Source organism: Spirosoma sp. 209 (assembly GCF_002006735.1).
Lineage (GTDB): Bacteria > Bacteroidota > Bacteroidia > Cytophagales > Spirosomataceae > Spirosoma > Spirosoma sordidisoli.
On the sequence record NZ_MVEC01000004.1, the window covers coordinates 188,630 to 201,259 of the forward strand.

Genomic DNA, 12,630 nt, shown 5'->3' on the forward strand with positions numbered 1-12,630 from the left:
CGGACCGTCGGATTGACTTTTTCCAAAAAGCCGGATAATCCGGCTTTTTGTATTTGCTTTATACCCAGGACCGGACTCTGGCCGATCTGGTTTATGTTTGTAACCCTGTTAACATTTTATCAAGAATCGACTTATGTGCGGTATTGTAGCATATGTTGGGCACCGGGAAGCGTGTCCGCTGGTACTGAAAGGGCTGAAACGGCTCGAATACCGGGGCTATGACAGCGCCGGTGTAGCACTACTGAACGGTACGGATCTTCAGGTATATAAGAAAAAAGGAAAGGTGGCCGCCCTGGAGCAGGAACTGGCCGGGCGCGCGCTGCACGCTACCGTGGGCATGGGCCACACCCGCTGGGCTACCCACGGCGAACCGAACGACGTAAACGCGCACCCGCACTACTCGTTCCATCGCAAACTGGCTATTATTCACAACGGGATCATCGAGAACTACGCGGCTATCAAACAGGCGTTGCTCAAGAAAGGACATACGTTTCAGAGCGAGACCGATACCGAAGTGCTGGGTCAGTTCATCGAGGATATCTGGGAAAATAACGGCGGTACGCTTGAAGAAGCCGTACGGCTCGCGTTGCAGGAAGTCGTGGGCGCCTACGCCATCGTGGTCATGAGCGAAAGCGAACCGACCCAGCTCATTGCGGCCCGCAAAGGCTCACCCCTCGTCATTGGTGTGGGCGATAACGAGTTCTTCCTGGCCTCGGATGCGACGCCCATCGTAGAGTACACCAAGGAGGTGATTTACCTCAACGACTACGAAATTGCGGTCATCCGGAATGGCGAACTGCGGGTCGTCACGCTCGACAATACGACTACAACGCCCTACGTGCATACCATCGAGCTGGAGCTGGAAGCCATCGAAAAAGGAGGCTACGACCACTTCATGCTCAAAGAGATATTTGAGCAGCCCCGCTCCATTGCCGACTCCATGCGCGGCCGGGTCAACGCCGACGCGGCCATGCTGCAACTCGGTGGCCTGCGCGACTATATGGACAAACTGGCCAAATCGAAGCGGATTGTCATCATCGGCTGCGGTACGTCGTGGCATGCCGGGCTGGTAGCCGAGTATATTTTTGAAGAGCTGGCCCGCATACCGGTCGAGGTCGAGTACGCATCGGAGTTCCGGTACCGAAACCCCATCATCAAAGAAGGCGATATTGTTATTGCCATCTCGCAGTCGGGCGAAACGGCCGATACCCTCGCGGCCATTGAACTGGCCAAGTCGAAAGGAGCTACCATATTCGGCGTCTGCAATGTGGTCGGTTCGTCGATTGCGCGGGCTACCCACGCGGGCGCCTATACCCACGCGGGTCCTGAAATCGGGGTGGCCAGTACGAAAGCCTTTACCGCCCAGGTTACGGTACTGACGCTGATGGCCCTGGCGGCTGCCCAGCGGAAAGGCACTATCTCGGATTCGCTGTTCCGGCAGTTGCTGGTCGAGCTGGAAAGTATCCCGGCCAAAGTCGAGAAGGTGCTGCAGTCGGCCGACAAGATCAAGGAGATTGCCTATATCTTCACCTATGCCCGTAACTTCATCTACCTGGGCCGGGGCATGAACTTCCCCGTGGCGCTGGAAGGGGCGCTGAAACTGAAAGAGATCAGCTACATCCACGCTGAAGGCTATCCGGCTGCCGAGATGAAACACGGCCCCATTGCGCTCATCGATGAAGATATGCCGGTGGTGGTTATCGCTACTAAAGACAGCTCGTACGAGAAAGTGGTGTCGAACATTCAGGAAGTGAAGGCTCGCAAAGGCCGTGTCATTGCCATCACGACCGAGGGCGATACCGAGCTGCCGGGCATGGTCGATTTCACCATCGAGATTCCGAACGTACACGACGTGCTGATGCCGCTGGTATCGGTAGTGCCGCTGCAACTGCTGGCCTACGACATTGCCGTGATGCGGGGCCGCAACGTTGACCAGCCCCGCAACCTGGCCAAGTCCGTAACGGTCGAGTAAGACAAACGGTACCAACAAAAACGCGGTCAGGCTGAGTCTGACCGCGTTTTTTGGTATGGACTGGTTTATGATTCAATTCATAACTTGTCGGGACTGATGGGTTGTGGAACCGCGTTTTCGATGGGCTTGCAGCTTTTCAGGTACGCAAAGATGGCTACCAGGTCTTCCTTTTTCATGTCAGTGTAGTTGGGCCATGGCATGGGTGGCAACAGCGGCCGGGCCGTGCGGATGCCTTTACTTTTGCCCTCGGTCAGCGCAATGATAAACTGCTCCTCTGTCCAGGTGCCTATGCCGGTATTGTCGGGGGTCAGGTTGGCGGCAAACGATACGCCCCAGGGGCCTACCGCAATGGTATTCATGGGGTGAAACAAAACCCAGTCGGTCAGCGCATCTTTGGCTACTTTGCCCACCGGTATTTTAGCCGGGTGGCCGGATAAACCCAGCATCGGGTCAGGAACGGGACCCTGCGGGGTCATTGTTTTGGGCGCGTGGCAGTCGGCGCAGCCCATAATCTTTACCAGATAATTGCCTTTCTCGATCTGCGCTTTGGTATAGGGCGGGTTGTTGACGACCCGCTTCGGCGGGGCAGGCTTGCTGGTGAAGGAGACCAGGGCAGCGGTGGCCAGAAACAGGGTTAAGGTAGCGAGAGCCAGGTATTGTTTTTTCATGGGTACTTATTGGTTAAACGGGTTATGATTGACGGGTAAAGTCGTTGGTCGGCTGTTACGAATGGCTTAACACCGCTGGTGGCTGCATGAGCAGTTGAACGTTGTGATTCAGGGCGCACTGGTCGTTGCTCATGAGCTGGCTAGTGCTCCCTGTGTATCGACACCCGGACGAAGCCGGATGGAATGTATCCAGTAGGCAACAGGTTGTAGATCAATGGCTTCTTCGGCGTCTGTTTCCTGCCGGAAGGCACCGTTGACAGCTTTAAAGAAAGGCAGGACAGGGGTTACTTCCAAATAGACCGGGCGGGCTTGAGTAAACGGTAGGTGAAGCCGGCCCACATCCGCTCATCCCACAAATGCGACGTTCCAGCTGGTTCATGTGCCGATTCGTGCTGTATCTACTTTCGGGCCGATGGCTGCGGGTGAACTTTGCGGGGTAAACCAACAACTACTATGAATCACCTACTCATTTTTCGCTTAGCTGCTCTGGCGCTGATCGGCCTGCTGCCTGGCTGTCAGCCCGATAGCGGACCGTACGAAGAAACAACCCGCTCGCTGGCATTCGAAAACTTTGACCGGCTCGACATGGGGAGTGCCTTCCGGGTCGATGTCCGGTCGGGTTCGGTCTTTGCCGTTGAGGTAAAAGGCAACCGGAGCGACGTTGACGATCTGGATGTCAGCGTTCGCAGCGGCACGCTCCACGCGCAGTATCGCAACTACACCCGCAAACGCCGGTATGCGATGGCGTTCACGATCACCATGCCAACGATTCGGGCGGTCAGCTTCTCGGGCGCATCTCAGTCGACCCTGACCGGCTTCACCAACCTGACCGACCTGCGTGTTGAACTGACGGGTGCATCGAAAGCCGCCGTGAACAGTAACGTAAGCCGGCTGACCGCTGACCTGTCGGGCGCGTCGGTACTGACGGGTCTGGGCAGCGGCACCGACCTGCGCGCCAGCCTCTCGGGCGCCAGCACCCTCGAAACCCTCAGCTACCCCGTTACAACGGCCTCACTCGACCTCTCGGGAGCGAGTACAGCGCGGGTACGGGTCGCCGATGCGCTGACGGTAAAAGCCAGCGGTGGCAGTAAGGTCCGCTACCAGGGAGCGCCCCGGGTCAGCTCACAACTGTCGGGGGCCAGTTCGGTAGAGCGGGAGTAAGGGCGTTGGGCTGCAGGGTCACGCGACAGGGTCATTGCCGGGGGCAGTGACCCTTTTTTTATACGTCAGGCAACCCTTTTGCCGGGGCAGGCATTACTGTCATTGAAACCCATACGAATCGTACTCATCGCATGTCACAGCAACTGGTCGAACAATGCCAACGGGGTAACGCCTTTGCCCAGAAGCGGCTGTTCGATCAGTATGCCGGTCGACTGTTTCGGGTGAGCCTCCGTTATGTCCGGAATGAACCGGAAGCCGAAGAGGTGCTGATGAATGGGTTTCTGAAAGCGTTCCGGGCGATTGGCGACTTCAGCTACCGCACCGATACCGGACTGGAAGCCTGGCTCCGCCGGATCGTGGTCAACGAAGCGCTGCAATACCTGCGGGCCAACCGATGCCTGCCGGTGTTCCAGACCGACGACAGCGCCGAAGCGTATGCCGACCCGGACCCCCAGCCCGATGCGGGTCTGGATGCCGAGCGGATCTACGCCCTAATTCGGGAGCTGCCGCCGGGTTATCGGACGGTGTTCAACCTGTACGCCATCGAGGGCTTCTCGCACCGTGAAATAGCCGATCAGCTCGGTATTTCGGAGAACACATCAAAATCGCAGTTGAGCAAAGCCCGGGCTTTGTTACAGACCTGGTTAACCCAATACGGCTATGAAACAGCAACCCGACGAAACGCTTGATCAGTGGGTGCGGCAGTCGCTCGACCGGCTTCCCGATGGGCCACCGCCCGGGTCGGCCTTCGACCCCGACCGCGTCTGGAAACAGCTGCGGCCAGCCATGCAGGAAAAGCCCGTCCGCTGGCCCTGGTGGCGGGTTGGGGGCGCAGTAGCTGCCTGCCTGATCGCGGTGCTGGTTGTCTGGCTGAGCGTAAACCCCCGGCCGGAGTCGGCAACCGGGCTGGCGCGCCAAACAGAAGAGCGCCAGCCTGCTCCGCCAGCGGCTGCTTCGGCGCCCGTTCGGACGTACAGACCTGCGCCGGAGCGCGTTTCGGTACCACGCGAAGTAGCGGTCGTTTCCGGAGGAGTCAGAAAATCGCCCGCTCCGGCCGTCGCCCCGGTCCAGACTACTGCCGACCCGCAGTTACCGGAAACTCTGGCAGAACCTGTAGCCACTATAAACGCCCCCGAAGCGTCAGTACCCACAACGCCCGCGGTGGTTGCCAGTGCCGGTAAGCCCGCGTCGACGTCGGCGGCTAAAACCCGCCGGTTTCAGGTCGTACATCTGAATGAATTACAAACCGAAGACGAAATCAGACCTACTCCGCACCGCACCGACCGATTTGTGCGGCTGGGTACGGGTGCGCCCGGACCCGCACCCGTTGATGCCGCTACGCCGACCTTAACTCTCCCGTTGAATCCTTAAATCAACCCCTTAGTATGCGTTTAATCAGCCAGCTCGTTGTGCTCCTGCTGAGCATGACCGGAACCGCTATGGCCCAGCAAACCGGGTCGCATCTGCAAACACCCAACCACAAACACAATTTCGACGGACTGAGCCATATCGAGATCGATCTGGGGCAGCGCAACACACTCCTGATCGGCTTTGACCGGTACGCACAGGTTCGCCAGCGGCAGAACGTCGACTCGGTCCTTCGCCTGTTCGTGGCCGACTACCAGCAGGTTGCCGACACCATCCAAAACCCTACCCATGCGGTCCATGCCAGGTTCCGGCTGGGGCAGCCCGACCGGTCGCTGGAGGTGCGGGTCTGGCCGCAGGTCGTGTCGTCGTTTCGGTTTCGCAACCGGAATGCCCCGCTCAGCGTAAAAACGCAGCAGGATACGCTGCAGATCAGCTGGACTACCGACGTACCCGCCAGTAGCGACGTCCGTAAGAGAGGGGCGTCGGAGGCTTTCGTGATGTACCTGTTTATCAACAGCCTGGCCGATATTGGGCCGATGCTGGCGCGGGGTGGCATCAACGGAAAAGTAGAAACGGCGCTGGCATCTGTACAGCAGTACAAGGCGCACGACCTGACCAACCCGAAAATGGGGTTCGACATGGTACAGGGCACCGACGAGAAAGCGAAGTTTATCGGGCCGGGGCTGGCCCGGGCGCCTTTCATCAGCATTCAGCCGGGCTTTGGCGTCGGGCTGGTCCGAAACCAGTGGGTACCGTCGCTGAAGCTCGATCTGCAGTTGATTCCGAACCGATACCGGAACGTTAGCTACGGCATTGGCTACTCGTCCAGCTTCTTCTTCGCGCAGACAGCCGCCGACGGTCGGTTTCAAACCTTCCGGAACGATTTTCTGACCGTGGGGGTCGCTTTTTACCAACCGGCCAGCGGGGGCAAAGCCAACCCGTTCAGCCGACAGCTGGGGTCGTTCTTCGTTGGCTTGCCGGTCTACCGAAGCGGGCCTTACTTCGACCGAAATACCATCCAGCTGGGTGGTACGGTGTATCAGAAAGGCTTGTTCAGGGTACAGCCGGAGCTATACATGAACGGCTTCTTCAAGAACGTGTATCCGGGCGTGCGGCTGGCGATCGGGCTGTAACAGCGGAGCCGGTTATTCATACGACCGGGGCCACTGCTTCATGGTCCAGAGAACGATGCGGTCGGCCAGGCGGGGAAAATACGTAGTCATGACATGAATCAGCATGCCCGTGGGCGAAAGAATGGTGCGTTGCCGGCGGGTGCGGATATGCCGCAGAATGGCCAGCGCCACCTGCGTCTGGCTCATCTGCCAGCGCGGATTCCGGTACGCAATGGGTACGGGTTGCCCGGCAGCGTCAAGAACGCGCTTGTCGGGATCGTTCTGGGTAAACCCGATATGCACCACGCCGATGTGAATGCCGGTGCTGTGGAGTTCGAGCCGGAGGGTGTGGGCCAGGTTAGACAGGGCGGCTTTCCCCGCGCAGTAGGCCGATCCGCTGGGCATACCGTTCAGGGCCGAAATGCTGGAGATAAACGTAACGCTGCCGGCCGATTCGGTCAGGTAAGGCAGGGCGGCTTTGAGCGGGTAAACCGATCCGTAGATGTTGCTGTCCATCACTCGCCTGAACACGTCCGGCGTCAGGTCGGCAAAGTAGGCCCGCATGGAAATACTGGCGTTGGTGATCAGGATATCGATGCGACCAAAATTCTCGACCGCAGTATCGATCAGGGCCTGGCACTGTTCGTAGTCGGTTACGTCGGCGAGGCAGCCCACGGCCGGGTAGCCCGCCTGCCGAAAGGCCCGGAGTGTCTGTTCCAGTCGGGTCGGGTTTAGGCCGTTCAGAACCACACTGGCGCCCTGCTCACACAGCTGGCGGGCCGTTTCGCGGCCGATGCCCGACTCAGAACCCGTTACAATGGCTACTTTACCCGTTAATGGCTGCCGCGGTCTGTCGGCCGGAACGGGGGCCACGTAGTCGGGCCGGGCCGGCGCTACAGGAGACGAATCAATCGAGAAGTTGCTGACATCTGAACCAGTCGAGGGCTTGCTCAACGGCGTTGCGGAGGGCAGTTGTGGGTAAGTTGAGTTCATTACGAGCTTTCGAGACGTTGAAATAGTGGCCGTCGTTGGCAACGGCCGTCATGGCTGAATTCAGCCGGGCGAGCTGACCGGTAAACCGATGTTTCCAGTCGCTCAGTCGCCCGATGGCCGACGCCATGGGGGGCAAAACAGGTAATCGGGGCGGCTGGACCTGCATCCATTCCGCAAATAACGTAAAGGCTTCGCGGTAACTCAGGTTTTCGTTGCCCAGAATATACGAATGACCGATGCGTCCCATAGTCAGGGCGTTAACGGTAGCCGTAGCCACATCGGCTACGTGCACGTAATTTTTGCCACCCATCGGTATGCCCGCAACCTGCCGGTTGTAGAGAGCAAGCAGGAGGGCGTTGGAGGTAATCTTGTAATCGAGCGGACCGAGCATGAACGTAGGATGCACCAGTACGGCTGGTAATCCATCCTGCCGAACGGCCTGTAACACCAGATCCGTAGCAGCCCGCTTGCTGTCCATATAGTCGAGGCCGTAGCGACTCCCCATGTACGGAAACAACTCGTCGCCGGGGTGTTTCTTGCTGCCGAACCCGAACACGTTGGCCGTTCCGACAAAGACCAGCCGCTCTACCCGCGCCTGTACCGCTGCCGCCAGCACGGCCGCTGTGCCGTACACATTCACCTCGACCACCATGGGCGAACGGGCCGGGTTTACCTGCGCCAGTGCACCGGCATGAATAATCTGATCGCAGCCATATACCGAAGCCCGCACGCTGGCCGAATCCCGGATGTCGCCCGTCCAGATATCGACCGGCAGTCCTGCCAACGCCCGCAGATCGCTGCCCGGCCGAACAAAGGCCCGTACCGCATAGCCGCGTGTCAGCAGCTCGCGGCACAGATGCCCGCCCAGAAAACCGTTGGCGCCCGTTAGTAAGACTGTTTTCATACATTGAGTAATAACAAGTATATAACTCGTAGAAAGTAAAAATGATAAAGTGATACTATATTAATATTATATACTTTATCCTGATTTTTACTTTATCAATGCAGCATACGCCGATACGTCTGGGCGATGCGTACCGGCGATACCTTCATGAAAAACATCGAGAACGCGGTCAGGTTGGCGACCTGTACCCGTAACCAGCTGTTGGACTCGTATTTTCGGGCCGACACGATTACGTCTTTGGGAATAATGCAGAACGGCGCTACCTGTCGGATGCGGGCAATCATGTCGAAATCTTCCATGATGACGTACCGTTCGCGAAAGCCACCCAGCCGGTCGAAGAGCGACCGGGTGATAAACAGGGTCTGGTCGCCCCCGCGGCTCATCAGGCCCGAAAAGCGGGTGCCGTAGCTGTTGAGCCGCAGCAGCGGGTGCGACGAGGCAAACCGAAACCGGTAGCAGCCCGCTTCGTTCCCACTGGCGATGGCCGCGCCGATGTCCTGAACAAAATCGGGGTTTATCGTTACGTCGGCATGAACGAAATAGAGCACCTCGCCCGATGTCAGGCTGGCGCCAGCGTTCATCTGGTTGGCGCGGCCGGGCAGGGGCGAGTTCACCACCCGGGCTCCGGCCTGCCGGGCTTCATCGACGGTAGCATCGGTACTGCCGCCGTCAACAACGATCAGATCGGCGAGTTGATCGTTTCCGTATTTTTTTAAGTCACGCACCAGCCGGCCAATGTTGGCGGCTTCGTTCAGCGTGGGGATTATGATACTGAGAGTCATAGGCACTGGCTGGGCAGGAGGTTGGCCAACGGGGTGGCGTACTGATCCGGCCCGGTTAAAACGCTTCACCAATTGTTACATAGAGGCCTGTCGATCGATTACCGACGCCGTAGTCAACCCGAACGTTGAGGCCATCGGCGTTGATGCGTCCGCGCAGGCCGGCTCCGGCAGCCACCTTGGGCGCGCCGGGCCTTAGCAATTTATTACTATCACCAAGAATACCAACCCCGCCGAATACCACCGCACCCAGTCGTTTCCAGACGTTGAGCCGTAATTCGGTTTGCAGCAGGGCCATATTTTCGTCGCGGAAACGGCCTTCGTAGTAACCGCGCAGCCGTTTGCCACTTCCCAGCAGCGATAAGGCGTTGAACGGAGCGGTGCCGCCCGTCAGGCTGACGACCGAGTTGACGGCCAGAATGGCCCGGCGGGTAAGCGAGTAGTATAACGACACATCGGCTACGTAACGGTTGTAGCTGAACTCACTACCCACGGCGCGTCCATGAGCGAGGTACGAGATGTTGGCGAAGATACCGCGGTCGGGGTAAAAAATGGTGTTGCGGGTGTCGTACAAGAGGCCGAGACCTACGCCGGAAATAAGACTGCCCAGCCCGCCGGGGACCGTACCCGTGGCCAGTAGCCCGTCGGGTTCGACCGAGGTGACGGTGTATTTTTCGTACTCGTACCGCAGGCCGGCGTACAGGTTTGGCCGAACCCGCCGGAACGCATTCAACCGGATACGCGGAAAATCGACTCCGTAGGTTTCGGCCGGCGTTTCGCGGAGGCCCAGGCCGTAGAAATTGTAGGTATAGCGATAGTAGCCAGCCTCGCCGTAGATGTAGTACCGATTCTGATCATAAAAGATCTGAAACGGCGTGTACAGCAGAATTTGCTGGTTCTGGGTATAGGCCCCGATGAACTGAATATTGGCCGGGCGCGGCCGGTCAGAATCGGTCAGGGTGGTTTGTCCGGTATCGGCCAGCACCTGCCGATGGTCGCGCCGGAACCGGAACGTGGCCGACAGGGCCGCTCCGAAGGCAAAACGGGTTTCGGGGGTGTAGTAAACAACCGGAATCGGGAACAGACTGAACGCTTTTTGGGGCGCAGGTTTCTGGGTCGAATCAGGAGACTGGGCTATGGCCAGACCGAACTCGCCAATACAAATCAGCCAACTACATATATAAATGCGATACCCCATAGGGCCATGAACAGGTGCCCGGTTATATACGAGTAACTCGCAGAAACGGATTTCGTTCAACCGATGGTACACTGAAAACGCAAACGCGCTCCGGCCCGAAAGCCAGAGCGCGTCGTAATGAAGCAATTGGTAAACTATCGGTTCGTGTAGATATTGATGCCGGGGGCAACGGTGCCGGTGCGGCCGGCAATACCTCGTGCGTAGATCGTCAGTACCCGACCATTGGCTGTATTGGTAAACGAAAGAGAAGTGCCGACGGGGGTTACAGAGCCGGATGCCCGAATGACAAACGATGCATTGTTACTCACATCGACCGGCACAAACGGCGACACGCCTTTGTAGGGCAGATTGGCTACCAGTGCCGGCGCATTGGCGCTCGCCAGGGCTAGGTCGTAGTTCTGGCCGGCAATCAGGTTCACGAAGCGAACATAAAACTTACTGGGATCGAGCGCTCCGCTGAAATCATCGTTGACGAGGACCACTTCCTGCCGGGCCGCGTTGCCAGCCACGATGAGGGAGTAATACTTGTTGTCATCGAGCGTCAGGTTCTGGGTGCTGATAACGGTGGCGCTGCCGGCGGTCGTCGTGGCGGGGGCCGTAATGGTGACCTCCGATGCGCCAGCCGGTACGATGGTGTAGTTGGCCCCGCGCTCCGGAAAGGTATTGTCGTACCGGATCGGGACGGGCGTTCCGGGGTTGGTCGTCGACGCGCCGGCTGGAGTAAAGCCACTGAATTTTTTGCCGCCGATGAGCAGATCGACGCCCGGCGCTTCAGGAGCCGCATGGATCAGCTTAACCCGCGCTCCGCCCGTTACCGATTCGACGGGGAGCGTCAGGGTATTCTTTTCGCACGACCAGCCGAGCAGTACGGCCGCGCCCATGGCAATAAACTGAATGAATGAATGCTTCATGATAGGAGAAAATCGCGGTTACGGCTGGGTGAACCACAGCGGTTTTGTGTGAAAATCAAGTTCGAGACCGCCAATCTTGGCCAGTGCATCGGCGTTCCAAACGTACTCTGAGTTGTAGCGCGGACGCAGCCGCTGTACCGTTTTGCCGTTATTATTGATGTAGAACGTAGTCGGCAGGGTCAGCCCCGTAAATACATTGGCATCGTAGTTATACCGGCGCATATCGGCCCACTGCTCCAGGAAGCCCCATCCCCACTGTGCAATGTATTTCTGCAGCATGATCTGGTTCAGCGCCAGATTCTCGGCGGTGGGGACTACGGCTGGGTTGGCCAGGTAGGCAGCCCGGTCGGTGGCCGATACGTTTACGTAAGGAGCGGTCAGGTGGGCTTCGATGCCTTTGCGGTAAGCCGCCAGCGCCGTTGCCTTATCGCCTTTGATGAAGGCGGCTTCGGCCTTGATGAACTGAAGCTGCGCGTAGGTCATGAGCGGAAACGGGCCCCGGTCGGTGAAAATGTACCGGCCGGTTGTGCCGGCGGGCGGGTTGATGCCCAGCTGCGTACCCCAGGGACTCACTACTCGGGTAGGTAGTGGAACGCTGGCTGCGGTCGATTGGCCCTGACCCATGGTTATGCCCCGGATCTGGCCGTCGCCACTGGTGGCCAGCATGATCGGGAGCCGGGGGTCTTTTACGCCACCGAAGGCCGTGTTGGTCCCGTCGAGCAGCCGGGTAATGAACGTCGACTGGCCGTATACCTGCAGGTTTTGCCGCACTGGGCCGAAGAATGAAGCATCGGCGGTACTGAGGCCGTTGAAGGTAAACAGCGCATCGTCGGCATTGCTGGTGAAGGCGCTGTCGACATAGGCAATCACCTGGTCGGGTTTGTACAGGCTGGCTTTTTTGGACAGGTGGTGGGCGTTGATCGCCAGCAGGCCGTAGGCAAACTTCTTCCATTTCAGGCGGTCGCCTTTGTAGAGGACGTCGCCCCGGGCCAGAGCGGCCTGCGATACGGCTCCATCGGCCCGGTTCAGGTTCTGGATCGCTTCGCGGCTCAACTCGACCACCCGGGCGTATACGGCCTCCTGGGTATCGTAATCAAAGGTGTTTTTGTTCGGATCGAGGTCGTAGGCTTCGGACAGAATGATCTCGCCGTGAACGTCGGTCAGCATCTGCCAGCCCCAGGCCTGCATCAGCAGGCCGACTCCCAGATAGTCCCACTTCTGACCCGCGCGGGCATCGTCGATGAGGTTGAGCAGGTTACGGCCCCCTTTCCAGTAAACACTACGCCACAATTCGCCACCCGCATCGGACGACGGAGTATAGCCCTGCGCATCCCAGACAACGCCCGAAGTTGCGTTATGCCAGTTCTGCACGTACGAACCGATGTAGCGGGCGTCGAACTGAATACCCAAAACGTACTGGTTCTCGATGGGAGCCAGCAACAGAGCAGCCTCGACTTTATCGGGGTTGTTGGGGTTATTGTTTATATCCAGATACTCGTTGCAACTGCTCAGCATCAGGGCCAGGCCAGTTAGCAGGAGTCCGGTTAGTTTTTTGTACTGCATG

The 12,630-nt window shown here is 58.5% G+C and carries 13 protein-coding genes; 5 read left to right on the forward strand and 8 right to left on the reverse strand.

What is annotated here, in order from left to right:
* Positions 1 to 133: 133 nt before the first annotated feature.
* Positions 134 to 1,972, forward strand: coding sequence for a glutamine--fructose-6-phosphate transaminase (isomerizing) (gene glmS / locus B1C80_RS08565; RefSeq protein WP_077920661.1), 1,839 nt, complete (start codon positions 134 to 136; stop codon positions 1,970 to 1,972).
* Positions 1,973 to 2,049: 77 nt separating this feature from the next.
* Here the strand turns inward: glmS and B1C80_RS08570 are convergent, their stop codons facing one another.
* Positions 2,050 to 2,640 (reverse strand): diheme cytochrome c-553, encoded by a 591-nt coding sequence (locus B1C80_RS08570; RefSeq protein WP_077920662.1) that lies wholly within the window; start codon positions 2,638 to 2,640, stop codon positions 2,050 to 2,052.
* Positions 2,641 to 2,769: 129 nt separating this feature from the next.
* Entirely contained in the window at positions 2,770 to 2,934 is a 165-nt protein-coding gene (locus B1C80_RS28390) for a hypothetical protein (protein ID WP_161492741.1), read from the reverse strand.
* A gap of 159 nt (positions 2,935 to 3,093) precedes the next feature.
* Between B1C80_RS28390 and B1C80_RS08575 the strand changes: the two genes are divergently transcribed.
* From B1C80_RS08575 to B1C80_RS08590, 4 genes are all read left to right on the forward strand, one after another.
* A complete protein-coding gene (locus B1C80_RS08575; RefSeq protein WP_077920663.1) occupies positions 3,094 to 3,801 on the forward strand; it encodes a GIN domain-containing protein in 708 nt (235 codons plus the stop codon).
* Positions 3,802 to 3,932: 131 nt separating this feature from the next.
* A complete protein-coding gene (locus B1C80_RS08580) occupies positions 3,933 to 4,490 on the forward strand; it encodes an RNA polymerase sigma factor (RefSeq protein ID WP_077920664.1) in 558 nt (185 codons plus the stop codon).
* The gene (locus B1C80_RS08585) at positions 4,462 to 5,172 is read left to right on the forward strand and encodes a hypothetical protein (RefSeq protein WP_077920665.1); all 711 of its coding nucleotides are present in this window, start codon (positions 4,462 to 4,464) and stop codon (positions 5,170 to 5,172) included. Before B1C80_RS08580 ends, B1C80_RS08585 begins: the two co-directional genes overlap by 29 nt.
* A 14-nt stretch (positions 5,173 to 5,186) precedes the next feature.
* Positions 5,187 to 6,302, forward strand: coding sequence for a hypothetical protein (locus tag B1C80_RS08590; protein WP_077920666.1), 1,116 nt, complete (start codon positions 5,187 to 5,189; stop codon positions 6,300 to 6,302).
* 12 nt (positions 6,303 to 6,314) lie between these two features.
* Here B1C80_RS08590 and B1C80_RS08595 read toward each other — a convergent pair whose 3' ends face one another.
* The 6 genes from B1C80_RS08595 to B1C80_RS08620 all read right to left on the reverse strand — a co-directional run bounded on the left by B1C80_RS08595 (position 6,315) and on the right by B1C80_RS08620 (position 12,629).
* Complete coding sequence (locus tag B1C80_RS08595; RefSeq protein WP_236648691.1) at positions 6,315 to 7,235, reverse strand: SDR family oxidoreductase; 921 nt, start codon at positions 7,233 to 7,235, stop codon at positions 6,315 to 6,317.
* Positions 7,189 to 8,178, reverse strand: coding sequence for an NAD-dependent epimerase/dehydratase family protein (locus tag B1C80_RS08600; RefSeq protein ID WP_077920668.1), 990 nt, complete (start codon positions 8,176 to 8,178; stop codon positions 7,189 to 7,191). Before B1C80_RS08600 ends, B1C80_RS08595 begins: the two co-directional genes overlap by 47 nt.
* A gap of 95 nt (positions 8,179 to 8,273) precedes the next feature.
* Entirely contained in the window at positions 8,274 to 8,960 is a 687-nt protein-coding gene (locus B1C80_RS08605; protein ID WP_077920669.1) for a TIGR04283 family arsenosugar biosynthesis glycosyltransferase, read from the reverse strand.
* Between the two features lie 55 nt (positions 8,961 to 9,015).
* Positions 9,016 to 10,155, reverse strand: a complete 1,140-nt coding sequence (locus B1C80_RS08610) for a BamA/TamA family outer membrane protein (protein ID WP_129601014.1) — start codon at positions 10,153 to 10,155, stop codon at positions 9,016 to 9,018.
* Between the two features lie 134 nt (positions 10,156 to 10,289).
* Positions 10,290 to 11,066, reverse strand: coding sequence for a DUF4397 domain-containing protein (locus tag B1C80_RS08615; protein ID WP_077920670.1), 777 nt, complete (start codon positions 11,064 to 11,066; stop codon positions 10,290 to 10,292).
* A gap of 18 nt (positions 11,067 to 11,084) precedes the next feature.
* Entirely contained in the window at positions 11,085 to 12,629 is a 1,545-nt protein-coding gene (locus tag B1C80_RS08620) for a SusD/RagB family nutrient-binding outer membrane lipoprotein (RefSeq protein WP_077920671.1), read from the reverse strand.
* Position 12,630 lies beyond the last annotated feature (1 nt).

Coding starts and splice junctions, on each gene's coding strand:
- glmS (WP_077920661.1), top strand. CDS start 134: ATGTGCGGTATTGTAGCATATGTTGGGCACCGGGAAGCGTGTCCGCTG.
- B1C80_RS08570 (WP_077920662.1), bottom strand. CDS start 2,640: ATGAAAAAACAATACCTGGCTCTCGCTACCTTAACCCTGTTTCTGGCC.
- B1C80_RS08575 (WP_077920663.1), top strand. CDS start 3,094: ATGAATCACCTACTCATTTTTCGCTTAGCTGCTCTGGCGCTGATCGGC.
- B1C80_RS08580 (WP_077920664.1), top strand. CDS start 3,933: ATGTCACAGCAACTGGTCGAACAATGCCAACGGGGTAACGCCTTTGCC.
- B1C80_RS08585 (WP_077920665.1), top strand. CDS start 4,462: ATGAAACAGCAACCCGACGAAACGCTTGATCAGTGGGTGCGGCAGTCG.
- B1C80_RS08590 (WP_077920666.1), top strand. CDS start 5,187: ATGCGTTTAATCAGCCAGCTCGTTGTGCTCCTGCTGAGCATGACCGGA.
- B1C80_RS08600 (WP_077920668.1), bottom strand. CDS start 8,178: ATGAAAACAGTCTTACTAACGGGCGCCAACGGTTTTCTGGGCGGGCAT.
- B1C80_RS08605 (WP_077920669.1), bottom strand. CDS start 8,960: ATGACTCTCAGTATCATAATCCCCACGCTGAACGAAGCCGCCAACATT.
- B1C80_RS08610 (WP_129601014.1), bottom strand. CDS start 10,155: ATGGGGTATCGCATTTATATATGTAGTTGGCTGATTTGTATTGGCGAG.
- B1C80_RS08615 (WP_077920670.1), bottom strand. CDS start 11,066: ATGAAGCATTCATTCATTCAGTTTATTGCCATGGGCGCGGCCGTACTG.
- B1C80_RS08620 (WP_077920671.1), bottom strand. CDS start 12,629: ATGCAGTACAAAAAACTAACCGGACTCCTGCTAACTGGCCTGGCCCTG.